Source organism: Williamsia sp. SKLECPSW1 (assembly GCF_054332755.1).
This window is the reverse complement of the sequence record NZ_JBTGLI010000001.1, coordinates 1,490,933-1,515,907: the sequence shown is the minus strand read 5'-3', so window position 1 is coordinate 1,515,907 and position 24,975 is coordinate 1,490,933. Positions and strand designations below refer to the sequence as shown.

Sequence of the window (24,975 nt, the reverse complement as noted above, 5' to 3'; positions counted from 1 at the left end):
GGTCCTTCGGGGTCAGGCGGGGACGGGTGAGGTGAGCTCGGCGAGAAGCTGACTGATGCGGGTGTCGAGGTCGTCGCGGATACGACGAACCTCGTCGAGCTGCTGATCGTCGGGGTCGTCGAGATCCCAGTCCAGGTAACGCTTGCCGGGGTAGATCGCACATGCGTCGCCGCATCCCATCGACACCACGACATCGGCGGCTGCGACCACGTCATCGGTCAGGGGTTTGGGGAACGCGTCAGTGAGGTCGACACCGATCTCGGCCATCACCTCGACGACCGCCGGGTTGATCACGGCGATTGGTGAGGACCCGGCGGAGCGGACGTGCACAGCACCATCGGCACGATGGTCGAGCAGGGCGGCGGCCATCTGTGATCGGCCGGCGTTGTGCACGCACACGAACAACACCTCCGGCACGTCCTTGGCGACCGCGCCGTGGGCTTGGGCCAGGGCGTTGAGCCGGTCGGTGGCGAACCGGGTCGCCAGCGATGTCAGATGCGTGGTGACCCGGGCCGTGCGGCGCAGGGCGGTGTACGACTCGAATACGTAGCGTTCCACTGTCTGCGGTGTGAACACCCCGGTGTACTTCTCTGCGAGATCGGCTGCGGCGCGGGTCAGGACGGCGTGCGGCATCAACAGTGCCGGAGCCGCAGGATCGGTGGGGTTTTCGGGTGTCGTCATCGTGTCTCCTGTGCTGGAAGTGGAGTTGATGGGGTGAACCGCTTGCGTAGCGCGAGGGAGACGTACACCAGGCCCACGAGGACCGGGACCTCGATGAGCGGTCCGACAACGCCGGCGAGGGCTTGCCCGGATGTCGCACCGTAGGTAGCGATCGCGACGGCGATGGCGAGTTCGAAGTTGTTACCCGCGGCGGTGAACGCCAGAGTGGTGGTGCGTTCGTAGCCCAGACCCATCGCGGCACCGAACGCATACCCTCCACCCCACATGACAGCGAAGTACACCAGCAGAGGGAGTGCGATGCGGACGACATCTAAGGGACGGGAGGTGATCTGATCGCCTTGCAGGGCGAAGAGGATGACGATGGTGAACAGCAGCCCGTAGAGCGCCCACGGCCCGATGCGCGGAATGAACTTCGATTCGTACCAGTCGCGGCCCTTGGTCCTCTCGCCGAGAAAACGAGAGAGGAAGCCCGCCACCAGTGGGATGCCGAGAAAGATCAGGACCGATTTCGCGATCTGCCACGGCGAGGTGGAGATGTTCGTCTGCTCGAGGCCGAGCCAGCCGGGCAGGACCGAGAGGTAGAACCAGCCCAGGACGGCGAACATCACGACCTGGAACACCGAGTTGATGGCGACTAGGACCGCGGCGGCTTCGCGGTCGCCGCAGGCGAGGTCGTTCCAGATGATGACCATCGCAATACACCGGGCGAGGCCGACGATGATCAAACCGGTGCGGTACTCCGGCAGGTCGGGCAGGAACAGCCATGCCAGGGCGAACATCAACGCAGGGCCGAGAATCCAGTTCAGGGCCAGCGAACCGAGCAGCAGCTTCTTGTCGCCTGTCACGGTGTCGAGGCGGTCGTAGCGGACCTTCGCCAACACCGGGTACATCATGATCAGCAGCCCGATTGCGATGGGCAGGGAGACGCCGTCGACGGAGATCTTCGACAGCACGTCGTTCAGACCGGGGACCCCGCGGCCCAGCAGTAGGCCCGCGACCATCGCCACGCCGATCCACACCGGAAGGAACCGATCCAGCGTCGAGAGTTTCCCGACCACCGCTGGGGCATCGGAGGTGTTCGTCGTGGTGCTCACGCGTGCACCGCCGCGGTCGCCGCATCGCTGGCGGTGGGGTCAGTCGCGCTCAACACAGCTGAAAGCTGTTGCAGAGCCGCTGGAATCACCCAGTAGTACACCCACGTTCCGCGGCGCTCGCAGTCCAACAACCCGGCCCCGCGCAGCACCTTGAGGTGGTGCGAGATCGTGGGCTGCGACAAATTGAAGGTGTCGGAGATATCGCAGACACACGCCTCACCGTTCTCATGACTGGCCACCAGACTCAACAACCGCAACCGGACCGGGTCACCCAACGCCTTGAACATTGTGGCCAGGTCGCCAGCCCAATCAGCGCTGAGCGGTTCTCGGATCAACGGCGAACAGCATTCGCCTGCGTCCATACCTTGCAGGTGTTGTTTAGACATATGTCTATATTGACGTTGTTCTAACCAACCGTCAAATGAACTGTCCGTAAACAGGCTGGCTTCGGCTATGTGTGACGTTCAGCCGCGGCCATCCCGAGCCTGGCCGGTCATCGCGCCGCCGCTCGGCCGACCAGATTGCTGCGCCACCCCCGTCCTCCCTGGAACCGACTTCGTCGGAGGCGAAGCTTCGACAAACAGGGTGAACACGATAGTGGCCGAGCTAATGGGACAGGCCTCGCTACGCGAGGGCGAGGAACAGCTTCTCGAGCTCTTCTTCGGTCATGGGTTCTTTGGCTTCGGGGTCTCCGGTGATGCATTCGCGGAGGCCGGTGGCGACGATTTTGAAGCCGGCTTTGTCGAGGGCTCGGGAGACGGCGGCGAGTTGGGTGACGACGTCTTTGCAGTTGCGGCCGTTTTCGATCATGGAGATCACCCCGCCGAGTTGGCCGTGTGCGCGGCGTAGCCGGTTGAGAACCACCGCGATGGTTTCGTCGTCTCCGGTCATGATGTCCTCCCGTTTCGTGTCCGACGAGTCTACCCCCGGGGGCATACACGGCCCGGGGGGTGGATCCGACGGTGGTTCAGTTGTTGTCGAGTGCGGCGATGGCGTTGCCGAGTAGTTCCGACGCCTGAGCGGCGACTGGTTCGAGGCCGGCTTCGCCGGTGACCGAGACCATCAGGCCGGGGTTCATCGCTTCGACGATCATGGACCGGCCGGTGGTGTCGGAGGTGTCGGCGCGGACGACGACGTTGCAGGGCAGCAGCATTCCGATCTGTGGCTGTACCCCGATCGCCTGGTGGGCGAGGGTGGGGTTGCAGGCGCCGAGGATGGTGTAGGGCTCCATGTCCTCGTCGAGCTTTTTCTTCAGCGTCGCCTGGACGTCGATCTCGGTGAGGACGCCGAACCCTTGATCGGCGAGGGCGGCGGTCACTTTCTGTTTGGCGTCGGCGAAATCGGTGTCGGTCAGTGTGGTGGTCAGTCCCAGATTCATGGGTGCTCCTTCATGTGGTCGTACTGCTGTGGCAAGCGGTGCGTGTCTTTGTAACTGTATACCCCTGGGGGTATGCAGGGTCGAGGGATGAGAGATGATCCGAGCTGGTGTCCTTGTGCGGCGCAGTCGTTCACGGTTGTGCTACGTCTCCGTGCTACGTCGTGTGATGGTCGGCGGTGGCGTGACTGCTGTCGGGCGCCCCTCCCATCATTGACATCATGGCGCGGCCCCCTGTTCGAATGAAGCGCCACACCAAGATCGCGGCGATGATGAGGAAGACGATGTTGAGCCACGTGGTGTAGTTCCAGGTGATGCCCGCGTCGGGCAGGTGTGCGCTGTTGCGACTGGGGGTGAGTCCAGTTGGGGTGAAGAGCAATTCGATGATGTATCCCGCTATGACCATCGCGATGTAGAAAACTCCGACGATGACCAGCGTCATCTTCACGCCGTAGTACTTGCGGTAGATGTTGAGGATCGGGAGAATAAGCAGGTCGGCGAAGATGAACGCAATGACGCCACCGAAGCTGATGCCGCCGGTCCACAGGACCACTGCCAGTGGGACGTTGCCGATCGAGCAGACGAAGCTGACGATCGCGACGAGTGGCCCGATCAACGGGCCCCATATCGCGGCGAGAAGCGGGTGGCCGTCGAGGAACAGGCCTTGCCAGAACGAGTCGGGTACCCAGGCGCCGAGTGCTCCGGCGATGAAGAGTCCGATGACGAGGTCTTTCCAGATCGCCGCCCATTCCATGACGAAGACGTGGGCGACCGAGGTTGTTCCCTCTGGGGATCCCAGGCGCCGGAAGAAGCTGCCGCTTCGCTGTACCGACATGTCCATGGCGGCATGGCCTTCCATCGATCCAGCGACGCCCTTGTCGGCCTGTGTTGCAGCGTCGCGGACGAGTTTCGCGCGCAGCACCATGCGGAACAGCAGGGCCACGATCACGATGATGATGGGTCCGCCGATGAATTCGGCGAGGGTGAACTGCCATCCCATCAGCAGCAGCAGGATCACCCCGAGCTCGATGACGAGGTTGGTCGAGGCGATCTGAAAGGCCATCGCGGCGGTGAAGTCGGCGCCCTTGCGAAACAGCGATCGCGCGAGAGCGACCGCGGCGTAGGAGCACGACGACGATGCCATCCCGAAGCCGGTCGCGACTGCGAGTGATCGCGGGCTGTCATCGCCCATCAGCCGGACGACGGTGGCCCGGTGTACGACGGCCTGGACCACCGCCGATAGCAGGAAGCCCAATATGAGCGCCCAGAGGATTTCCCAGGTCATGGAGCCAACGAGGCGGAGTGCGTGTTCGATTGCGTGCATGTCATTTCCTCAGGTGAAGTGCGGTTGTCAGATGAGGTCGTCGGTGTGGGCCCAATGCAGCACCCACTGGGCCGTGTGATCAGTGTGGGGCGTGTTTTCGCAGGGTGCTCAGCCGCGCGTGGTAGTCGTCATCGTCGATGTCGCCTCGGGCGTAGCGTTCCGCGAGCAGGTCCTCGGCACTGGGTTTGCTGTGGACCGATGACGGATTTCGACGCGTGTAGCGGACTGCGAGGGCGATACCGCCGATGATGAGGGCCCAGAACAGCACCATCGATATGATCATCACAGCGAATCCCCAGCCGCTTGAATTGTTGTCCTGCCAATACATCATGATGAAGCTCCTTTGTTTGTCACCGGGAAGTGTGGCGGTGCGGCGTTGCCGGAGGTAGAGGCTTTGGCCTCGTGTTCGGCGCCGTTTGCCATCGGGTCATGCGCGGCGGGACGACAGCGTCGCTGTACCGCGGCTCTTCTCTAGACGTGATAGTCCAATCGAGTCATCATTCCCGCGTCCTGGTGATAGCCGTTGTGACAGTGGAGCATCCACTGGCCAGGGTTGTCTGCGGCGAGGTCGACAGTGACACGTTGCATCGGCCGGACGATCACGGTGTCTTTGCGTGGTCCCGGCGTGCCGTCGGGGCGGCGGACCTGGAAGGTGTGCCCGTGCAGATGCATCGGATGCCACATCATCGTGTTGTTGGTGACTGTCATGCGCGCCCGCTGCCCGTTGTCCACCATCACCGGCTGCATCTGATCGAACGTACGACCATTGATCGTCCACCGGTACGTGCTCATGTCCCCGCCGAGATCCGCCGAGAGCTCGGTGTCGATTCGCGCGGGCGGCAAAGTGGCCGCACTGGTCGCAACAAACGTATCCACCGTGCCGACCTGGCGGTCGAATTCGACTGGTCGACTACCTGTTGCGGGTGTTGCGCCGGACCCGGTGCGCAGCAGCGCCCGGGCCAGCCCGGTCTTACCTTCGGGTGCGGCAACCAGCGGAAAGATCCCGTCCCCAGCTGTGACGATGACGTCGTAACGCTCGGACATACCGATAAGAAGCGCATCGACATCGGTCGGGACGATCGGGAAGCCGTCGGTATGAGTCACTGTCATCCGATGCCCCCCGAGCGCGACGCGGAACGCCGTCTCGGCACCGGCGTTGATGATGCGGACGCGGATGCGTTGTCCCGGTCGGGCGGTAAACGTAGTGGGTGCGTTCTCGATGCGCCCGTTGACCAGGTACAGCGGATAGGCGACATCACCGGCATCACCACCGAGAAGAGCGCTTTGACCGATTCCGCTGCTGGATCCGCCCATCGACATACCACCGCCCATGGTCATGCCGTTCTTCTGCAGCGAGGTGAGGATGTCGCCGGGGCTACGACCGACTCCATCGGTCCAGTCATCGAGGACGACGATCCACTCGGCGTCATAATCGTGACGCTCACGAGGGTCATCGACAATCAACGGCGCGTACAGACCGAAATCGGTTTGCATCCCGACGTGCGGATGCGCCCAGTATGTCCCTGAATCTGGCACCGAAAACCGGTAGGTGAACGACCCGCCTGCGGTGATGTCGGGCGTCGCTGGCGCGGCACCGTCCATATCGTTGCGGACCGCGATCCCATGCCAGTGCACCGATGTCGGTTCACCCATCTCGTTGCGGACGGTGATCGCGAGTTCGTCGCCCACGTTGGCCCGGATCGGTTGCGCGGGAACGCCGTCGTCGTAGGCAAACGATGTGACGAGCGGTCCACCGAGGTCGAGCTGAACTCGCCGCGGGGTCAGGGCGTGTGTGACCGTGCGCCCGGTGTGCGGACGACGGGCTTCGGCGGTATTGATCGCGGACATATCAACATCGTGGGCGCGGGGATTGGGCGTCGACCCTGTCGAGCAGGCCGCTAGCGCTGTACCGCCCAGGCCGACGACGGCGGCACCAAGAAAGGTTCGCCTGCTCAGGGATGGTTTCGGGTGTTGTGAACTTGTCATGTGTTACTCCAGGATTCTGCGACAGCAGCCCCAACCCCGCTGGGTGGGCTAGTGCCGTGGGGAATGAACTCGGACCGGCGACGTCGTGAAGACACCACCGAGACTCGAGCTCACGCCTGGAGCACACACTTCAGCCGTAAACGCTGCACACCGGTTGGTGGTGGACCTCGACGCTGCCCGGGCCAGGACGACCATGCGACTCGCGCGGTGATGCTGATTTGTGGGGCGACGCCCACGACCACGCCCATAGGGGCGTCATCATGAAATGCGACCGGAGGAGCCGAAAGATCCCAGGACGATGAATCCGCGCAGTGCGCGACCGGTGCCGCCGAGGCCACATCATGGCGATCTGACGGTGCCGACGCAGCCAGAGCGGTGGCCACTGTCGGCCGATCCGAGACACCGGATTGGCCATCCGGCATGGTGTGGCCCGCGTTTATTGGGCTGCAGCAACAGAGCCGCAGCAACACAACAAGCGCCAGCACAACAATGCCTATGACGCCGGTGACCATCGCCCCACGAGAAGCGGAGATGCGGTGCATGCGCTCCTCCTTCCGCGACCAACCAAGGACTCATCCGTACCGCTGGGAATATACCCCCATAGGTATACGATCTCCAGTGCCGCCGGAGCCACATGCCGGGGTTCGCCGCTTTATCGCAGGGGTGGACTGCCGCATGCGGAATGGCTCGGCCAACTGAGTATATACCCCTAGGGGGTACCGAGCCAGGGGTTTAGCACGGCGATAGACTGAACCGGTGATCCCTTCGCCCCTGCCCCGACGTGCGGCTGCTGCCGTACGGATGTCGGGGTTGGTGGCGTTGCTAGGTGCGGTGGTGCTGATGCACATCGGGTTGGTTTCCTGCTCGGATCCACAAATGCCGGAGCCCGCGTCCACCGCCACCGCCAGTCCCGCCGCACACACTGGTCACGCGGTGATGGAGCAGGCCGCGGCGGCTGGCGAGCTGCACCACGCGGGGATGCGGTCCTGCGGTGAGCACGCGATGATCCACGGTTGCGTTTTCCTCATCACCGCATTTGCCGCCGCAGTACTGGCCCTCGCTCTAGTCGCCCGACTGGGTGTCACAGGCTTCGCCGCGGTCCTGCCGTGCGTGTACTGGATCACCGGCGCACGCAACCGCGCACCACCATGGTTGACGCCGTCCCTCGCTGAGTTGTCGATCCTGCGGGTCTGACAGGTAGACCCGACCTTTAGTGGTCGGGCTATGCCGTCTTACCCATTCTCGACAACCTTTGGAGTACAACAATGTCCACCTCTCCTTCTCGACGCGCCGCTCTGGGCGCAGCAACCCTCGGTGCCGGCCTGGTGTTGGTCCTCGCCGGCTGCGGTACCGACGACTCGTCCAGGTCTTCGGGTGTGAGCTCGTCGGCGTCCTCGGGCATGGCCGGTATGGACCACGGCGGCGGCTCTGCGGCGCCGTCCTCTGCGACCCGCACCGACTTCGTTGACGCTGACGTCACGTTCCTGCAGATGATGTACCCCCACCACGCCCAAGCAGTCGAGATGGCCAAACTCGCACCCGGGCGATCGCAAAACGCGCAACTGTTGGCGTTGGCCACCGCGATCGACAAGGCCCAGGGCCCCGAGATGACCAAGATCGCCGGTCTGCTCAAGGACTTCGGTCAGCCCGCCCCCTCACCGTCAGGCGATCACGCGGCGATGTCGGGAATGATGTCGCCCGATCAGATGGCTTCGCTGCAGAAACTGTCGGGCACAGCGTTCGACCGAGAATGGTTGCAGATGATGATCGAACACCACACCGGTGCGGTCACCATGGCCAACACCGAGACCGCCTCCGGCACCAACACCGATGCCAAGGCCCTGGCCCGGTCCATCATCACCAACCAGCAAGCCGAGATCACCCAGATGCGGACCATGCTTGGGCAGAGCTGAGGCCAGTCCGGCCTGTACGGACTGAACCGGTCCGCGCGGTCGGGTCATCAGCAGGTGATGGCCCGACCGCGCCGCCTCTCCTGTCCCAGGGTTGTCGTCGATGACGTGCGCCGGTCGGCCACCGTCGGGGGGTTTTCTGGCGGTCGGCCGCAGAATTCGATTACGCAGCGACGTTGCGGTTGCCTGGTGGTGGCCTGAGGTCGGTGGTGATGGTTCGCCAGACTCGTTTGGAGATCTGGCGTTTGAGGCATCGCATCGCTTCTCTGGGAGTTTTACCTTCATCGATTTTGCGTTGGTAGTAGATCTGACCGTCGCAACCGTGTTTTCGGCGCTGACTCAGTGCGGCGAAGTGCAGTACCGAGTTGAGTTGGCGATCGCCTGCGCGGGAAAGGCGGTGGCGCGAGTGATCGCCACTGGCCACCTCGATCGGTGCGGTTCCGGTGAATGCGGCGAAGGCAGCTTCGGACCGAAACCGAGACGGATCACCCACCCGGGCCAGAACAATCGCGGTGGTCACGGGGCCGAACCCGCGGGTCTCGGGCAACCGCGTCTGCGAGCGCTCGACGATGGCAGCGAGTTGTTCGGTCAGGTGGTCGATTTGAAACCGTGCCCGACGTAGATCCCCGACGATCTCCATCGCGACGTCGTGGCGGGCTTGGTCGGTTGGGCTGATCGGTCGGTGGGCACGGATCTGGACCACGATGCGTTCCACTGCCCTGGTGGTGGGGACGCCGCCGGCGATCATCTCGCGGGCCAGTGCGTGGAGCTGGTTGATCAGCCGCCGGTAGTGGACCATCACGTCGGTCCGGCGTTCCGCAATCACACGTAGTTCGTCGGTGATGTCTTCGGCGTCTACTCGCCGGTAGTCGCCCTGGGTGAAGGCCACACAGGCTGCCGCCGCGGCATCGATACGGTCGTTTTTTCGCTGCCCACCCCGAGATAGCTGCCGCACGCGTGCAGTTGCAGTAGGAGGAACATCGACGACATGTGCGTCGGCTACCCGGATCAGCCATTGGGCGAGATGGCGGCCCAGCCCTTTCGCGTTCTCAATGGCCCACAGCCGATCCGGCCACTGTTCAGCCCACTCAGTCAGCTGCGCGTACCCGCCAGCGGTGGAAGGGATCCGCAGCGACCCGAGATCCTGGTTTGTACCAGGATCGACTGCGGTGGCGGTGTGTGAGCGCTTATGCGGGTCGATACCTATTACGATCATCGCGAGCTCCGTTCGTTAGTCAACGTCGCGCAGGGTGATCTGTGGTCGGCAATCCGACTTCCAGTCACTGATGCCGGCGTTTCGTGACCAATCCTGTGTTGAGCCAGACCACAGACAGAGACCCAGCGGGAGCACAACCCAGCCAAAGCCAGCCCCAACGGTGTGGGACGACAGGAATCGCACGAGCTACCCACCGGGTCTCCTACGCCAGGCTAGAGAACCCGTCAGTTCGAACACCCGGCGTGACGTCTATACAAGTCGGGTGTCCGGCTCGGCAGCCGCGCGTTGCTCGACATCCGTCTGATGGCCCATCGGCCGCTGGCCGTCGGATCACTGTCCCTCGTGGTGATGGCGATCGCGCTCTACGGCTCGATGCTGTTGTTGCCGCTGTACTTCCAGGAGCTCCGCGGCGAGAGCGCCCTCGGCGCGGGCCTCATCCTCATCGCCCAGGGAGTCGGAGCGCTCCTGTCCCGGACACTGGGTGGTCGCCTCACCGACGACATCGGGCCGCGCTTCGTGGCCCTGATCGGGTTCGTCGTGCTGGCGGCCGCCACCGTGCCGTTCGCGTTCGCGGGCACGTCGACACCCACCTGGTGGCTGCTGCTCGTCCTCCTGGTCCGCGGCATGGGTCTGGGGATGGTGATGACCCCGATCATGACGGTGTCGTTCACGGGCCTCGTCCCGGGCCAGATGCCCGACGCCAGCGTCCTCACCCGCGTCGCCCAGCAGGTCGGCGGATCGTTCGGCACCGCGGTGCTGGCGGTCGTCCTCGAGGCATCCGTCACCGCCGGACACGACACCGTCGCCGGGTTCCACCACGCGTTCTGGTGGGCGACGGGGTTCACCGTGGTCGGTGCCGCCCTGGCGTTCCTGCTCCCGAACTGCCCCGCCACACCGGCGGCATAGCGAGGCCGTCCGGCGATCACGCCGCCGTCCCCTGAACGACCGGCATCTGTTCGGACCAATCCGCGAAGGATCCTTCGGACGGGGGACGCGGGCACGGGAGGTCCACTGCGAGCGTCACGATGTCGGGCCCGCCCAGGGCTCGCGAGTGGAGGAGTTCTCTCATGGATCATCGACGGTTGCGGGCCGGGGTGGCGATCGCCGCCGCATCGATCGCGGTGGGCGCCGGGTCGGCACTGTGCGCGCCGGCGGGCGCGACACCTGCGCCGAACCCGCCGGGCAGCAGCGACATCCTCGGGGCCCTCGACTCCGGGAGCGCGGAGGCCGATCGCGCGACCGGCGGTGCCCTGGGACAGATCGCGGGCCTGCTCGACCAGATCGGTCTGGGGTCCTCGGGTCCGCTGGCCGGTCCGTCGGGCCCGCCGCAGATCCAGCGGTGCAACCAGTCGACGCAGTCCGGACACGACGGGATCACCGACACGATTCACCGGCTGGGCCGCCGCGGGCCGGCGACCTTCCAGCTGTCCTATGACACCGAGAACGTGCCCGATCGGATCGTTGTCAGCTACCAGGGGCGCCAGGTCTACGACACGGGATACGTCGGCGACAACAACCGACCCGGGCAGGGTGTCGGATCGGCTCGGGTGGCGATCCCGGCCGGCGTCGCGGACTCGGTGCTCGTCCGCGTCTACGGCGGTGTCGACACCAACTGGTCCTACACCGTCAGCTGCCCCAGCTGACGGGTCGACCGGCGACGGGTGGGCCGGGGAAGGCCCACCCGCCGCCGCGTCTCAGACGTCCGCCGAGCGTCGGCGGACCAGCAGGACGGTCCCGCCGATCGCGACGACGACCACCACACCGACGACGTACGGCCACCAGGTCACGCCCCCGTCGTCGGAGGTCGACGCCGACGCCGAGGCGCCGGGAGTGCCGGTCCCCGCGGTGGTGAGCGTGAACCGCACCTGACCGCTCACCGGGTGGCCGTCGGCTGACGTGACCCGGTAGTTGATCCGGTACTCACCCGCCGGGCCGAGCGGCCGCAGGCCCACCGAGATCCGGGGTCCCTCGACGCGCGCCTTCCCCTCGGACTGCCAGTACCGGTTGTCCGGGCCGACCACCGTGAGGGCGTCGTAGGTGTCCTGCAGCGCCTCGTTGAAGGTCAACGTCACGCTGCTCGGGCCCGTCGCGACACTCGAGCCGTTCGCGGGATCCGACGACACCAATGTCGAGTGCGCCGACGCGGGCCCGGCGAACACCACCGTCAGCGCGACGAGCACGCCGACGAGGACGGTCACGATCGGGACGCGCCGAGCGGTCACGACGACTTCCGGCGCAGCGCGAACACGGCGGTGGCCACACCGACGACACCGACGGCCAGACCGACGCCACCCAGCCAGCGGGCAGTGGTGTCGGAGTCGTCCGCGCCGGCCGTCGTCGACGACTCGTCGGCGGCGAGCCGGAGCTCGGGAGCGGGGTGTTCGGGTTCGGACCCGTCGGGGTTCGGCGGCTGATCCCAGTTCACGACCTCTCCGTCGGAGTAGGTCTGCACGGCGGGCATGCTGACCGTCGACTTCTCGGGGAGGGGTCCGGCGCTGAGCGCGAACCGTTGGAACCCGCCGGGCGCGATGCCCGCGCTCCCGGGTGCCACCTGCCACGTGATGGAGGTGATCTGGTCGTTCCCGTCCTTGGCGACCGTCGTCTGCCAGCCCGGGACCGCCTCGGGGCGGGCCGATTTCAGGTTGGGCAGGGTGACGGTCAGCTTCGTGGTCGTCGCGTCGGTGGCCGTCTCGTTCGGGACGTTGAACGTGATGACGCCGTAGCCGCCCTGGATCAGGCCCGGTCCGTTCGCGGTGACGTGCGCCGACGCGACGCCGGGGGCGACGAGTCCGGCGAGACCCACGGTGGCGGCCGTCGCGGCGACCGCACCGATGGTGCGCAGTGATGTGTTCATGGATGTTCCTCGTGGTCCTGTGTGCGCTGCATGCGCGGGTGTGTGACCCCGAGGAGGTCCCGGGGCCGATCAGATCGAAGCGAGGAGACGCGGTGGTCCGCGGTCGCCGGGCCCCGCCGCGCGGTCGATGCGCGGGCAGGCGACGACGGTGGGGACCAGCAGCGCGGGGGTCCGGGGCGGCCGCAGCCGAGGGCCGGGGTCGCGCAGGGCGGCGACCACCGAGGTGGCCACACCGGTCACGGCGGCGGCGAGGGCGATGAGAAGAGCGGTGACAGGCACCGCGACGAGGTGGGTGAGCACCATCGCGGCCCCGTCGGCCGACCACGGTGCGAGCAGGGTGTGCAGGTGGTGGGCGATCACGCCGCCGCCGGCGGGCATCTCGTGCCCGGAGGACATCCCACCGGCCGTCGGACCACTTACCGCCATGGACCCGGCGTGGTCGGCGTGGCCTACGCACAGCGCCACGTGCGCCGCGCCCTGGGCGATGCTCAGTATCCCGATGAGCAGTGGCCATCCACCGCGGCCCAGGCGGGTGACGACGTCGACGACGACGCCGATGACGACTCCGACGACCAGGCACAGTGCGATCGCCGGCGGGGTGGGGATCATCCCCGAGGCCACCCCGTGCGCGGCCAGACCGAGGGCGGGGACCACGACGGCGACGGCTCCCGCACGGACCCGTCTGTCGAGGTCGACCGCTCCGCGTGCCCGGTCGTTCAGGGGCGCACCCCGAGCCGGGCGAGCAGGTCGGTCTCGATGCCGGTGAGCTCACGGGAGATCGCCTGGTGTGCCGCGCGGCGACGCGACCCGGGCATCCGCTCGGCGGCCCCCACCGCGGCGGTGAGGTCGCTGAGGCGGTCGGTCATCGCGGAGACGAACTTCTTCGTCTCCGCACCGGCGTCGCGGGTGCCGGCGAGTGTCGCGACCGACTTCTCGGCCCCGGCTATGCGCGCCGAGAGCGCGGCACCGTGGCCGCTGTACTTCGCGAGTTCCTCGACGGGCACGCCGGCGCGGTTGGCCTCCCAGACGGTGAGCTGTTCACGCGCGAGTGTCGCGCCCCGGTAGGCGAGCGGCACGACGATCGGTGAGGCGACCTTCGCGATCGAGAGGTACCTGCGCATCTTGCGGGGGGTGAGCGTGGTGCCGTTCCGGGCGAGCTCGATCCGCGACTCGGCGAGCTTCTCGGTGGCCTTGTTGGTCTCCGAGGCGATCTTCGCGGCGGTCTCGTCGGACTTGCGCTGCGCCTTGATCTGCTTGCGGACGATCTTCTTCTCGTGGCGACGACGGGCGTTGCGCTCGCGACGCTGACCCCGCGAGTCCAGGCGGGCCTCCAGCTTCGCCTTCGCCTTCAGGGCCTTCGCCTGCGCCCTCCGCTGTGCGCGGGTGGTACGGCTGGGGGTGAGCAGGCCCATGGCGGATGACCTCCGGGGTCGGTGCGCGCACGTCACGGCACGGGGACATGAGCGGGCGCGGTGGTGACAGCTGTCGGTCCCAGGGTAGAAGATCACCTCCGGAGCAGGAGGAGCGCATCCGACGGGCGACGAGGCCCGGGGTCGGGCAGGACGGGAGACGACGAGCGTGGACGCGATCGGCACGACGACGGCGACGCACGTCCCGGTGCTGACCGCGCGCGACCTCGCCGGCTGCGAGCACCGCCTGGCCCTCGACGCGGGTGTCGTGGCCGAGACGACAGTGGCCGCCGCCGTGCTCGACGAGGCCGCCGTCCCGGCGGAGGATCCGTCGGCGACACGTCGCAAGGAGGCGGCCGCCCTGCACCGTCGACGGGTCGCGCAGATGGTGCGGGACCGGCATGCCGAGAGCGCCGACGCCGTGGTGACGGTGTCCGGTGAGACGGCGGCGCAGCGCGTCGCCGCGACGCTCGCCGCGTGCGCTCGCGGGGTGCCCTGGATCCTCGACGCGACACTCCCCGACGACCGGACCGCGGGCCGGCGGGGGTCGTCGGAGGCGCTGGTCCACGTCGGGGACGGCTACGTGCCCGTCATCGTCGTCAACCACCGGATCACTGTGGGCGACACCGACGGAGCCGCCGTCACCAGTCCGCTGGGACGGTGGGAGCCCGCGCCCGACCCCACCCGCTCGGTGCGACGCCACCGCCGCGACGTGCTGCGCGTCGCGCACCTCACCCGGCTCCTCGAACACGCCGGCGTCGCGAGTTCCGTCGGACTCGCCGGGACGATAGGACTCGACGCCGACTGCATCCTCGTCCACGACCTGCGCGCCCCCCTGGCCCCGAACGGGACCGACACGTCCGCGCCGCCCGATCCCCTCGCCGACTACGACGCGACTCTGCGGTTCCGGCGCGACATCGCCACCGGTGTGATCGGGACCGCTCCCAGCCGGATCGGCGAATGCCGATCGTGTCGGTGGTGGGCGCGCTGCGGGCCGGAACTCGTCGACGCCCACGACGTGAGCCTCGTCGTGACCGGCAGCCAGACATCCGTACTCCGCGCGGCCGGGATCACCACCGTCGACGACCTGGCCCGGGGAGATGCCCCCGAGCAGGTGGCGGCCGACTTCCCCGGGGGCGACCTGACCGACGCGACGACGGTCGCACGCGCCTGGCTGGCCGGCGTGCCGTTGGTCCGGCGGGTCGAGCGACCGACGGTCGCACGCGCCGACATCGAGGTCGACGTCGACATGGAGAGCCACGGCGAGGACGGCGCCTACCTGTGGGGGACGCTGCTGACCGACCGGACGGATCCGTCGGTGCCGGTCGTGTACCGCCCGTTCGCCACGTGGGATCCCGTCCCCACGTCCGACGAGGCCCGGTCGTTCGCCGAGTTCTGGGCGTGGCTGAGTGGGGAGCGCGCGCGGGCCGCCGCGGCCGGGAAGTCCTTCGCGGCGTACTGCTACTCCCAGTCGGCGGAGAACCGATGGCTGATCGGATCCGCCCGGCGGTTCGTCGGGATGCCCGGCATCCCACCGCTCGACGAGGTGACCGCGTTCATCTCCTCGCCCGAATGGGTCGACGTCTACGAGGCCGTCGGTGACGGCTTCATCTGCCCGCAGGGCAAGGGCCTCAAGCGGATAGCGCCGATCGCGGGGTTCGGGTGGCGCGATCCGGAGGCCGGTGGCGAGGCGTCGATGGAGTGGTACCGACTCGCCGTCGGGTTCGAGGGCGGTGTGCCCGACCTCGCCTCCCGGGATCGCATCCTGCGATACAACGAGGACGACGTCTGGGCGACCAAGGTGCTCCGGGAGTGGATCGACGCACGTGCGGCGCAGGACGTCCCGCACCGTGACGATCTCCAGCCCTGACCGCCGATGATTGGGACCGAGTCCACAACGGTGCTTCGACACCGATCCGAGATGGAGCGCGTGCGTGCCCTGTCGTCTATCCTTCGGCTACAGGTCTGTCCGACGCGGGGAGGTGTCGGTCGGCCTGGTGCGACGGGCGGAGTGACAGGCGCCGTGTCCGTCCACACCGCAGGCGCCACATCCAGGGGGAGAAGTCCATGTCAGGGGAGTCACGTCCGGCGTCTCGTTTCGCCGAGTCCGAGGGGCCCGAGCCGGGGCTGTTCGCGCGTCGGCTCGAGGAGCTGTTCCGCACGGTGCCGGGTCCCAACGGCCGGGCGTACAGCGCCAAGGCGATCGCGGCCCGCTCCACCGAACGAGGTTTCCGGCTCGGGGAGTCCTACCTCAGCCAGCTGCGTTCGGGGAAGGCGAAGTCGCCGTCGTTCCGGACGGTGGAGGGCATCGCCGCCGCCTTCGGTGTCGACGTCCACTACTTCCTCGAGGACCGGGCCGCGCAGCGCACCCGGGACCAGATCGATCTGCTGCGTCTCCAAGCCGATTCCGACGTCCAGCGCACCGCGCTGATGCTGGCCGGCTTGTCCAGCGACTCGGTCACGATCGTCCGCGAGCTCATCAAGGTGCTGCGGGTCCAGCAGGGTCTGCCCGCGGAGCCCGACGATCTCGCCGACCTGGCGACGGCCTATGCAGGCGAGACGCGGTCGTCGCTCCGGGTGGTTGCCTCGCCCGTCAGCTGATCGTCCGCCCGCCGCACCGCCTCTCGCCGGCGACGGCGGGTCACGATCACCACGCGGGTCCCGACGAGCGTGATCACCGCCGCTGCGGTCACCGCTCCGATCGTGACCGGCGTGCTCCGTGCTGTCGTGATGCCCTCGGTCAGCAGCCAGACGGCGAAGACGACGAACAACGCAGCGGCGCCGAGTGCGATGGTGCGCTCCGGCAGGTGCTTGCCGAGGGCCATGCCGACGACGATGGCGAGCGCGTCGGCCGCGACCATCCCGACGGTCGACCCGATCCACACGCCGAGCCAGTTGTGGTCGGTCGACAGCGTGATGGTCGCGAGCATGGTCTTGTCGCCCAGTTCGGCGAGGAAGAACGACGACATCACGGCCAGCAGCACCGAGGCGCCCGTCCGTGAGGCATTGGTCTGCTCCTCGGCGTCGAGTTCGTCACCCCGCACGGTCCAGAGGGCGAACACCAGCATCGCCAGACCGCCGACGATCGAGATGAGGTCGGTGGGTATCGACAGGCCCAGGAAGTGGCCGACGACCACGGAGACCGCGTGGACCGCGGTGGTCGCGATCGTGATCCCGACGAGCACCACCCACCAGCGGTACCGCAGGGCGTAGGTCATCGCCATGAGTTGCGACTTGTCTCCCAGTTCGGCGACGAAGACGACGCCGAAGCTGATGAGCAATGCGGTGACCATGAGGCCGAGGCTAGGGCACCCTCACCTGACGTCGCAACAGTTCCCCGAGGCGCAAAAGCGCAGTTGGGAGCACCTTTTCGTTCGAGTTCGGGCGCCCTGAAACGTGGATGTGGGACTACGCGGCGAGCACCATCGCCAGCACAGCGGTGTCCGGGTCGGCGCCGGGGTCCACCCCGATGGCGTTGCGCAGCGTGACCACGGTCCCGTCGGCCTCGGCCTCCGCCCAGCCGGCGCGGTGGTCCAGACCCAGCTCCGGTACGCCGGGCAGCAGCACGCACCCCGATGCCACCTCGGAGCACTCGGGGAGCGACGGACGGGTCTGCGAGGGTGGATGCAACATCACGAGCGCCGGGAGTGTGCCGAGCGACTGACCGCGTTCGACGAACTCGGTGCCGGTGACCGTGCCGATCGACAGCATCATCCCGACGGTGTCGGGATCGCAGGACTCGGGGCGGTCCTCGATGACGCCGAACACCGTCGTCGTGCGCAGCAGGCCGGGTCGGCAGGCGATGCGGACCGAGGCGACGAGGGTCTGCGACCACTCGAGGGTGGTGTCGGGCCAGCGGCCGGAGATGAGCATGCCGCGCAGTTCGCCGCCCGAGTGGAACGGCACGAGACCGATGGGGACGGAGTGACGTGCGGTGTTGTCCATGGCTCACCTTGCCGTGCGATGGCGCTGGCAGACAAGAGGAGTCGAGTGCTAAACGTCGGTGTTGAGAGCGTGTGACGGGGCGGTGAACGACGAGACCCCCGACGGCGACGGCCGTCGGGGGTCTCGAAGGGGTGCGGTGTCAGGCGGGGACGATGAGGCCCTTGCCCTGGCTCGAGGCCTTCGCGAAGCGCTCCGCGGCGTCGGCCCAGTTGACGACGTTCCACCACGCCTTCACGTAGTCCGGCTTCACGTTCTGGTAGTCGAGGTAGAAGGCGTGCTCCCACATGTCCAGCATGACGATCGGGACGAGGCCGACCGAGGTGTTGCCGTGCTGGTCGGTGAGCTGCTGGATGACCAGCTTGCCCTCGATGGTGTCGTAGCCGAGGATCGCCCACCCGCTGCCCTGCAGCGTGGTCGCGGCTGCGGTGAAGTGCGCCTGGAACTTGTCGAAGCCGCCGAACTGGTCGTCGATGGCGGCTGCGAGGTCACCCTCGGGCTTGTCGCCACCGTTGGGCGACAGGTTCTTCCAGAAGATCGAGTGGTTCGTGTGACCGCCGAGGTGGAAGGCGAGGTTGGCCGACAGCTGGAACACCTTGTCGGCGATGGTGCCGTCCTCGCGCGCCGCGGCGGCCTTCTCCAGGGCGGTGTTCGCGCCCTTCACGTAGGTCGCGTGGTGCTTGCTGTGGTGCAGCTCCATGATCCGGCCGGAGATGTGCGGCTCGAGCGCCGCGTAGTCGTAATCGAGATCCGGCAAGGTGTATTCACCCACGGTGGTACCTCTCCTCTGCTGACATGTTTTCGGCTGTACTCCACCAGCCTTCCCCAGCGTGACGGCGATTGCAACGATCGGCCCGGGGGCCGACAGAGTTCAAGCGCGGTCGAGGTTCGCGGTGCGCGTTACGCCGCGCGGACACCGTCGCCGAGGCGATCCGAGAAGAGCGTGACCGGGTGTCGTTCAGATGGCGATGAGGCTGACGAGGACCACCGCGAGGAGCGCGATGCTGATGCCGATCGAGACGCAGCGACCCCGAACGTCGAGGTTCTCGTCGCGATGCAGTGCGCGGGCGCGACGGCCGAACCCCGCCGGGGGATCGTCGTGGGTGTGGGCTGCCACCACAGCACTCCTGTCGTCGTCGACTCTCGCGCACCGCGTCGCCGAGGCGATCGCGACTCCTGTCCGGCGGTCCGTGTTCCCGACCGATGAGTGAGAACTGTCACATCTGGCCGCCTGAGCGCCACTATAGGCACGGCGGCGAACCATCACAAATCCTCGTGGCGAGAATGCGTATCGGCCACCGACCGCGGCGGGTGACATCTCCCGGAACTCCCCTCGCCCGCACCCCACGGACCACGCCTGTCACAGGTTGTCCCCAGGCCCCGGCCCGTCGGGCGGGTCGGCGCGACGGAGCCACTAGTGTCGCGCGGGTGGAATGGCAGGGGGCGCGGTCGGCGGAGCTGTACGCCGCGTTCACCGAGAACGCCGACGCCGACGTCACGCTGAAGCTGCTGCGCTCGCGGTCGGCGATGGTCACCCTCGCCCTGATGGCCGCCCGGCTCGGCGACGGACAGGTCGACGGTGACCACCTCGTCGAGGGCATGCGTGCCGACCTCGCCGACCTCGCGTCCCACTGGACCGATCGTGACCAGCCTGTGCCGACCCCGGAGGAACTGCTCGACCGGTGGGTCCGGGACGGGTACGTGGCGCGCACCCTCGACCCCGAGCGGGACATGGAGCGCTATCACCTGACCCGCGGCGCCACCACGGCCCTGACGCAGGTCCAGGCCGTCCGCCACGACCGGTCGGTGGCCACCGAGACCACGATGCAGATGGTGATCGGCCGCCTCGGTGACATCGCCGTCGCGATCAACCCCGACCCGTCGGAACACCTGCGGGACATCGACGTGAAGATCGCCGAGCTGACCGCTCGTCGTGCGGAGTTGGCCGCCGGCGCCGTCCCCGCCGTCGACGCCCGCGGGATCCGCGACGACATCCGGATGGTGACGTCGCTCGCGGAGCGGATGCCCGCCGACATCATCGGCTACGGCGAGAAGCTGCGCGAGAACTCGCGGACGCTGCTGACCAGTGGGCTCGACGAACGCACCGGCGCCTACGCCGACGCACTGAACCGCATGTTCGACGGGCACGACGAGCTCGCTCGGTCGCCCGAGGGCAGTGCGTTCGACGCCTTCTACACCCTGGTCTCGGATCATCGTCTCCGTGAGGCGCTCGAGGGGCACATCGAGGCCATCCTCGACGGACTGCCCGACCTGCCCCGTGATCAGGCGCAGACCCTGTCGCGGTTCATCGATCGCATGTGGGACGAGGTGCAGCGCGTCGACGAGATCCGCGGACAGGTCTACCGCCGGATCAACACCTTCGTGAAGGGCGGCGACTTCCTCGACCACCGAGCGCTGCGCGAGCAGATCGCGGAGGCGCAGCGCGCTGCCGCCACCGCGTTCGAGAACGTCTCGGCAGGAAAGGATCTGGGGGTCACGCTCCCCATCGCCGTCGTCGACGCCAACTCCGTCGGCGCCCTGTCCCTGCACGACGGTGTCGTCGAACTGCCCGACGACGTCGAGGCGACCGTCGGTGAGATCGACATCGACCCGGCGGAACTGGTGGGCAGCGAGACCATCGACTGGCAGCACCTCGCGGCCGCGGTGAACCGTGCGGTGGGGGCGGGCGCCGCAGACCTGCACGACGTGCTCGCGCAGATCGACACCCCCCGGGTCGGTGACGTCGTCGGGGTGTGGTCGCTCGCGCAGCAACACGGGACCATCGACCCCGACGCGGGACGCGTCGTCGTCGGTGCCCACACCTCACGGGGACTGCGCTCGATCGCGCTGCCCGCCATGACCTTCCGGGAGGTGATCGCCGCGCCGACGCCCACGCAGCGCGCCGCGACACACCTCCTCGACGATCCCCAGGGAGACGCATGACCACCGACGACACCGACGTCCTGGCCGGCGAGCCCGGCGACGCGCCCGACGACACCGACGACCTCTTCGTCGACGCCCCCGAGGCCGACGCGTCACCCTCGGTCGACCTCTCGCACTTCACCTTCGACGGCGGCGACCCGGTGGGGGAGGACACCTCCGGCCCGGTCTCGCCCCGTTTCGACGGCGACACCTCGGAACTCCCGGCCCCGGTGTGTTACGCCCTGCAGGAACTGATCTCGGCGGCGCATGTCAGCGGCCGGTCACGGAACTGGCGTGCCATCGAGGCCAACGAGACCGTCATCCGGTCGCGTCTGTCCGAGCTGAACCTCGTCCTCGAACTCGACGTCGAACGCCGCTATGCCTTCACCCGACAGGTCGCCGACGCCGACCCCCGTCAGCGCACCATCCTCCGATCGTCGACGTTGACCCTCGCCGCGTCGGTGCTGGTGCTGTTCCTGCGACAGAAGTACCTGACGAGCGTGGACGAGTCGACCACCGTCGACCGGGCCGAGATGGTCGACCACCTGATGACGTACAAGCCCGTGCGCGACACCGACGAGGCCGGCTTCACCCGGCGCATCGACGCCGCGATCAACGTCCTGGAGAGCCGCAAGGTCATCCGTACCATCCCGGGCACCGACCGGTACCTCGTGCATGGTGTCATCGCGGCACTGCTCACTCCCGAGACCATCGACTCCTACACGCAGGCCTACCGACGTCTCGCCGGCGGCGGACCCGACATCACCGAACTCGATCCCGAGACGTCCGACGATCCCGACTCGTCCGAGGACCCCGCGACGACCGGAGCCACCGCCGGGGAGGGCCAGGCATGACCGACACACTCGATGCGCCGACACAGGTCGCCACCGAGCGCACCGGGCGCCGGACCGTCGCGATCGGTCAGTTCCGGCTGACCCGGATCCAGCTCGTCAACTGGGGAACCTTCCACGGGTACAAGGACTTCCCCATCGACGAACGCGGGGTGCTCCTCACCGGGCCGTCCGGCTCGGGCAAGTCGTCGCTCATGGACGGCCACTCGGTGGTGTTGTTGCCGACGTACGACCAGGGGTTCAACGCCTCGGCCGATCTCTCCGCGAAGGGCGCCAAGCGCGCGGCCCGGTCGATGGCGGACTACGTGCGTGGCGCGTGGGCGGAGAACGACGACGAGTACAACCAGTCGCAGGTGCAGTACCTGCGCGGGTCGGGTGCCACCTGGTCGGCGATCGCCGCGACCTACGACAACGGTGCCGGGTCGGTGACCACGGCGGTCGCCGTGAAGTGGTTCCCGGGATCGGGCAATGACGGCGCCAGCCTGCGATCGTGGTATCAGCTGCACAACGGCGAGATGGACCTGATCGATCTGAACGACTGGGCCGCAGGCGGATTCGACATCCGTGGATATCGCGCGGCGCATCCCGACGTCGCCTGCTTCGACGTACAGAGCGCGTACTCCGAGGCGCTCCGCCGCCGGGTCGGGATCGGCGCCTCGTCGGCGGCCCTGTCGCTCATGGGCAAGGCGAAGGCGATGAAGAACGTCGGCGACCTCAACCTCTTCATCCGCACCTACATGCTCGATCGCCCGGACACCTACTCCAAGGCGCAGCGGCTGATCGAGAACTTCACCCAGCTCGACGAGGCCTACCAGGCCGCGGCTCGGGCACACGCGCAGGAGAAGGTGCTGCGTCCGATCCCCGAGGCGTGGGACGCCTACCGCGGTGCCGAGCAGTCGACCACACGCGCAGGTGAGCTGCTGGGCCCGCCGATGCGGGCGTTCATGCGCGAGCACCGCGCGGTGCTGCTGCGCGCCAAGCTCGACGCCATCGAGGATCAGCGGACCGCGCTGGACAACGAGGTCGCGTCGTGGGAGAACATCGCCGACGACCGCGAGGCGCGCCACACGTCGCTGCGCGACCAGCTCACCGTCGACAAGGGCGAGCTGACGACCCTCGAGTCGGAACTCAAGGCGTTCGAGCAGCAGATCACCGCCCGCAACCGTGCCTACGAGCGGTACGCGACGGTCGTCGGTCGTCTCGGCGAGCAGACACCCACCACCGCAGACGAGTTCGCGGCACTGAGAGACCGGGCGCCCGCGCTGGGTCGTGCCGCGACCGAGGCCGCGGAGTCGCTGGCCGCCCGCGCGCACGCGGTGTTCACCGCCGAGTCCGACGCCCGACGTGAGCACGACGCCGTCGTCGACGAGCTCACCACCCTGACCGCCCGACGGTCGTTGCTGCCCGCCGGTGCGTTGGCTCAGCGTGACGCCATCGCCACCGGAACCGGCCTGTCGCCCCAGGATCTGCCGTATGCGGCCGAACTGATGGAGGTCGTCGACGAGCATCGGGCGCGGTGGGCGGGTGCCGCCGAGCGGGTGCTGCGTGGACTGGGGCTGACGTTGTTGGTGCCGCACGAGCACCGCGCACAGGTCACGGCGTTCGTCGACCGGACCGACCTCGGCGGGGTGCTCGAATACCGCACCTACCGCGCGGATGTCGATCCGGTCGCGCCGACGGCGGGCACCCTCGCGGCGCTGATCGTCGTCGACCGGTCGCATCCCGCCGCGGGGTGGCTCACCGGTGTGGTCACGCGGGCCGCGGAACACGTCTGCGTCGACTCCCCGGTGGATCTCGACGACCATGACGTCGCCGTCACACCGGCCGGTCTGGTGAAGGCGGGTCGCGATCGGTTCCGCAAGGACGACCGTCGTCGCGTCGACGACCGCACCCAGTGGATCCTCGGGACCAACACCGACGGGAAGCGGGCCGCGCTGCAGCAGGCGCTCGTGGGTCTCGCCGCCCGCCTGGAGGAGGCCCGCCGGGCGTCGACCGATGTGCGGGAGTTGTTGGACGAGAACCGCGATCGCGCCAAGGCGGCGGAGACCCTGGCCGGGTACTCGTCGTGGGCGGAGTTGAACTGGTGGTCGGTGCAGCGCGATGCCGACGAGCTCAGCCGTCGCATCGACGCGGTCCGCGAGAACCGGGTCGACCTGGCCGAACTCGAGGAACAGGTCGAGGTCGCGCGTGCCGACTGGCGGGAGGCGGTCGCGCGGGTGGGCGCCATCAACGATCAGCTGCGCCACATCGGGACCGACTGGGACCGGTGGCTCGCCGAGTTGGAGAACAGTGACGACGCGGACACGCTGACCGACGACGACCGTGAGTACCTCACGTCGGTGCTCGATCGGACGCTCGGGGAGACGGGCAAGACGTTGACGATCGAGACGTACGGGGAGGTGCGGTCGGATCTGCGCAACGCGCTGGAGTCGGTGCAGGCCGAGGCCGACGCCGACAGGGACAACGCGGAGCATCGGATCGTCCGCGCCACCGAGGCGTTCCTGCGGGAGTGGCCCTCGGCGGCAACCGATGTCACCGCCGACATCGCCGGCGCCCCGGATCTCGTCGCCATGCACGCGGGTCTCGTCGAACACGGTCTCGCCTCCACGCGGGAGCGGTTCCGTCGGCTGATCACCACGGACATCTCGCATTCGGTGTCGAACCTGTACAAGGAGATCAACGACACCGTCAAGCACATCCGGCGAGGTATCGCGGAGGTCAACGCCGGTCTGCAGCGCGTCGACTTCAACACCGGGACGTATCTGCAGATCGCCGTGCACCACACGCCGACCGACGAGGCGGCGGAGTTCGGGCGCATCGTCGACGCGATGGTCGCCGACGCCCCGGCCGCACGCGGCGGCGACTCGGCTGTGCTGGCACGGCAGTTCTATCGCATCAAGAACCTGGTGACCCGGTTGACCGCGACCGACGCCGAGGGACGTCGGTGGTGCGACAACGTGCTCGACGTGCGGGCGAGCTTCTTCTTCTACGGGAAGGAGATGGCCCGCGACGCCCCGCCCGACGCGCCGCCGGTGCACACCTACCGGAACACCGCCACCAACTCCGGTGGCGAGCAGGAGAAGCTCGTGGCGTTCTGTCTGGCCGCGGCCCTGAGCTTCTCGCTCGGTACCCCGGAGGATCACCGTCCGGGGTTCGCGCCGCTCATGTTGGACGAGGCGTTCTCGAAGTCGGACGAGACGTTCAGCTCGCAATCCCTGCGGGCGTTCGAGCAGTTCGGGTTCCAGCTCGTCATCGCCGCCCCGATCCGCATGGCGGGCATCGTCGAACCGTTCATCGGCCAGGTGATCCTGGTGGACAAGCGAACCGGGTCCGACGGTGCTGCGCGGTCGGACGCGCGGTCGGCGACCTTCGGGGAGATCGCCGAGGCGCGCGGCGGCGCAGGCGGCTGAC

26 protein-coding genes are annotated in these 24,975 nt (G+C 67.8%); 9 read left to right on the top strand and 17 right to left on the bottom strand.

Annotated features, from left to right (window positions below):
* Window positions 1-12: 12 nt before the first annotated feature.
* The 8 genes from ACXVUM_RS06810 to ACXVUM_RS06775 all read right to left on the bottom strand — a co-directional run bounded on the left by ACXVUM_RS06810 (window position 13) and on the right by ACXVUM_RS06775 (window position 6,460).
* A complete protein-coding gene (locus ACXVUM_RS06810; RefSeq protein WP_458521074.1) occupies window positions 13-681 on the bottom strand; it encodes an arsenate reductase/protein-tyrosine-phosphatase family protein in 669 nt (222 codons plus the stop codon).
* Window positions 678-1,775, bottom strand: coding sequence for an ACR3 family arsenite efflux transporter (gene arsB, locus ACXVUM_RS06805; protein ID WP_458521073.1), 1,098 nt, complete (start codon window positions 1,773-1,775; stop codon window positions 678-680). Before arsB ends, ACXVUM_RS06810 begins: the two co-directional genes overlap by 4 nt.
* Window positions 1,772-2,161 (bottom strand): ArsR/SmtB family transcription factor, encoded by a 390-nt coding sequence (locus tag ACXVUM_RS06800; RefSeq protein ID WP_458521072.1) that lies wholly within the window; start codon window positions 2,159-2,161, stop codon window positions 1,772-1,774. The genes arsB and ACXVUM_RS06800 overlap by 4 nt, the downstream gene beginning before the upstream one ends.
* Window positions 2,162-2,399: 238 nt before the next feature.
* On the bottom strand, window positions 2,400-2,666 hold the full coding sequence (locus tag ACXVUM_RS06795) for a metal-sensitive transcriptional regulator (protein ID WP_458521071.1): 267 nt from the start codon (window positions 2,664-2,666) through the stop codon (window positions 2,400-2,402).
* A gap of 76 nt (window positions 2,667-2,742) precedes the next feature.
* A complete protein-coding gene (locus ACXVUM_RS06790; protein WP_458521070.1) occupies window positions 2,743-3,153 on the bottom strand; it encodes a DUF302 domain-containing protein in 411 nt (136 codons plus the stop codon).
* A gap of 154 nt (window positions 3,154-3,307) precedes the next feature.
* Window positions 3,308-4,474, bottom strand: a complete 1,167-nt coding sequence (locus tag ACXVUM_RS06785; RefSeq protein ID WP_458521069.1) for a permease — start codon at window positions 4,472-4,474, stop codon at window positions 3,308-3,310.
* A gap of 79 nt (window positions 4,475-4,553) precedes the next feature.
* Window positions 4,554-4,805 (bottom strand): SHOCT domain-containing protein, encoded by a 252-nt coding sequence (locus tag ACXVUM_RS06780; RefSeq protein WP_458521068.1) that lies wholly within the window; start codon window positions 4,803-4,805, stop codon window positions 4,554-4,556.
* Between the two features lie 140 nt (window positions 4,806-4,945).
* On the bottom strand, window positions 4,946-6,460 hold the full coding sequence (locus ACXVUM_RS06775) for a multicopper oxidase family protein (RefSeq protein WP_458521067.1): 1,515 nt from the start codon (window positions 6,458-6,460) through the stop codon (window positions 4,946-4,948).
* A gap of 801 nt (window positions 6,461-7,261) precedes the next feature.
* Here ACXVUM_RS06775 and ACXVUM_RS06770 point away from each other — a divergent pair.
* Both ACXVUM_RS06770 and ACXVUM_RS06765 read left to right on the top strand, forming a co-directional pair.
* Window positions 7,262-7,654, top strand: a complete 393-nt coding sequence (locus tag ACXVUM_RS06770) for a DUF6153 family protein (RefSeq protein WP_458522806.1) — start codon at window positions 7,262-7,264, stop codon at window positions 7,652-7,654.
* A gap of 206 nt (window positions 7,655-7,860) precedes the next feature.
* A complete protein-coding gene (locus tag ACXVUM_RS06765) occupies window positions 7,861-8,373 on the top strand; it encodes a DUF305 domain-containing protein (protein WP_458521066.1) in 513 nt (170 codons plus the stop codon).
* Between the two features lie 160 nt (window positions 8,374-8,533).
* Here ACXVUM_RS06765 and ACXVUM_RS06760 read toward each other — a convergent pair whose 3' ends face one another.
* Entirely contained in the window at window positions 8,534-9,586 is a 1,053-nt protein-coding gene (locus ACXVUM_RS06760) for an IS110 family RNA-guided transposase (protein WP_458521065.1), read from the bottom strand.
* Window positions 9,587-9,871: 285 nt separating this feature from the next.
* On the opposite strand from ACXVUM_RS06760, the gene ACXVUM_RS06755 reads away from it, so the two are divergent.
* Entirely contained in the window at window positions 9,872-10,492 is a 621-nt protein-coding gene (locus ACXVUM_RS06755) for an MFS transporter (protein WP_458521064.1), read from the top strand.
* Window positions 10,493-10,653: 161 nt separating this feature from the next.
* Window positions 10,654-11,229 carry a hypothetical protein gene (locus tag ACXVUM_RS06750; protein ID WP_458521063.1) on the top strand — a complete coding sequence of 192 codons (576 nt, stop codon included), beginning with the start codon at window positions 10,654-10,656 and terminating at the stop codon, window positions 11,227-11,229.
* Window positions 11,230-11,280: 51 nt separating this feature from the next.
* On the opposite strand, the gene ACXVUM_RS06745 is transcribed toward ACXVUM_RS06750, so the two are convergent.
* From ACXVUM_RS06745 to ACXVUM_RS06730, 4 genes are all read right to left on the bottom strand, one after another.
* Window positions 11,281-11,808, bottom strand: coding sequence for a copper resistance CopC family protein (locus ACXVUM_RS06745; protein WP_458521062.1), 528 nt, complete (start codon window positions 11,806-11,808; stop codon window positions 11,281-11,283).
* Window positions 11,805-12,440, bottom strand: a complete 636-nt coding sequence (locus tag ACXVUM_RS06740) for a YcnI family copper-binding membrane protein (RefSeq protein ID WP_458521061.1) — start codon at window positions 12,438-12,440, stop codon at window positions 11,805-11,807. Before ACXVUM_RS06740 ends, ACXVUM_RS06745 begins: the two co-directional genes overlap by 4 nt.
* Before the next feature lie 69 nt (window positions 12,441-12,509).
* Window positions 12,510-13,094, bottom strand: coding sequence for a hypothetical protein (locus tag ACXVUM_RS06735; RefSeq protein WP_458521060.1), 585 nt, complete (start codon window positions 13,092-13,094; stop codon window positions 12,510-12,512).
* A gap of 62 nt (window positions 13,095-13,156) precedes the next feature.
* Window positions 13,157-13,852 carry a DUF6474 family protein gene (locus ACXVUM_RS06730; RefSeq protein ID WP_458521059.1) on the bottom strand — a complete coding sequence of 232 codons (696 nt, stop codon included), beginning with the start codon at window positions 13,850-13,852 and terminating at the stop codon, window positions 13,157-13,159.
* Between the two features lie 166 nt (window positions 13,853-14,018).
* Between ACXVUM_RS06730 and ACXVUM_RS06725 the strand changes: the two genes are divergently transcribed.
* Together ACXVUM_RS06725 and ACXVUM_RS06720 are read left to right on the top strand one after the other, a co-directional pair.
* Complete coding sequence (locus tag ACXVUM_RS06725; RefSeq protein WP_458521058.1) at window positions 14,019-15,719, top strand: TM0106 family RecB-like putative nuclease; 1,701 nt, start codon at window positions 14,019-14,021, stop codon at window positions 15,717-15,719.
* Window positions 15,720-15,916: 197 nt separating this feature from the next.
* Window positions 15,917-16,450: an XRE family transcriptional regulator gene (locus tag ACXVUM_RS06720; RefSeq protein ID WP_458521057.1), complete on the top strand. Its 534-nt coding sequence runs from the start codon at window positions 15,917-15,919 to the stop codon at window positions 16,448-16,450.
* On the opposite strand, the gene ACXVUM_RS06715 is transcribed toward ACXVUM_RS06720, so the two are convergent.
* The 4 genes from ACXVUM_RS06715 to ACXVUM_RS06700 form a co-directional block, all read right to left on the bottom strand.
* On the bottom strand, window positions 16,396-17,142 hold the full coding sequence (locus ACXVUM_RS06715; RefSeq protein ID WP_458521056.1) for a TMEM165/GDT1 family protein: 747 nt from the start codon (window positions 17,140-17,142) through the stop codon (window positions 16,396-16,398). The two genes, ACXVUM_RS06720 and ACXVUM_RS06715, sit on opposite strands and share 55 nt — an antisense overlap.
* A 115-nt stretch (window positions 17,143-17,257) precedes the next feature.
* Window positions 17,258-17,794 (bottom strand): peptidase, encoded by a 537-nt coding sequence (locus ACXVUM_RS06710; RefSeq protein WP_458521055.1) that lies wholly within the window; start codon window positions 17,792-17,794, stop codon window positions 17,258-17,260.
* 139 nt (window positions 17,795-17,933) lie between these two features.
* Window positions 17,934-18,563: a superoxide dismutase gene (locus tag ACXVUM_RS06705; protein ID WP_458521054.1), complete on the bottom strand. Its 630-nt coding sequence runs from the start codon at window positions 18,561-18,563 to the stop codon at window positions 17,934-17,936.
* A gap of 186 nt (window positions 18,564-18,749) precedes the next feature.
* A complete protein-coding gene (locus ACXVUM_RS06700) occupies window positions 18,750-18,908 on the bottom strand; it encodes a hypothetical protein (protein ID WP_458521053.1) in 159 nt (52 codons plus the stop codon).
* A 311-nt stretch (window positions 18,909-19,219) separates the two neighbouring features.
* Between ACXVUM_RS06700 and ACXVUM_RS06695 the strand changes: the two genes are divergently transcribed.
* Genes ACXVUM_RS06695 through ACXVUM_RS06685 form a run of 3 tightly spaced genes read left to right on the top strand, consistent with a single transcriptional unit; the run spans window position 19,220 to window position 24,974 of the window.
* The gene (locus ACXVUM_RS06695) at window positions 19,220-20,734 is read left to right on the top strand and encodes a DUF3375 family protein (RefSeq protein WP_458521052.1); all 1,515 of its coding nucleotides are present in this window, start codon (window positions 19,220-19,222) and stop codon (window positions 20,732-20,734) included.
* The gene (locus ACXVUM_RS06690; RefSeq protein WP_458521051.1) at window positions 20,731-21,567 is read left to right on the top strand and encodes a DUF4194 domain-containing protein; all 837 of its coding nucleotides are present in this window, start codon (window positions 20,731-20,733) and stop codon (window positions 21,565-21,567) included. Before ACXVUM_RS06695 ends, ACXVUM_RS06690 begins: the two co-directional genes overlap by 4 nt.
* The gene (locus ACXVUM_RS06685; RefSeq protein ID WP_458521050.1) at window positions 21,564-24,974 is read left to right on the top strand and encodes an ATP-binding protein; all 3,411 of its coding nucleotides are present in this window, start codon (window positions 21,564-21,566) and stop codon (window positions 24,972-24,974) included. The genes ACXVUM_RS06690 and ACXVUM_RS06685 overlap by 4 nt, the downstream gene beginning before the upstream one ends.
* The last annotated feature ends 1 nt before the right edge of the window (window position 24,975 follow it).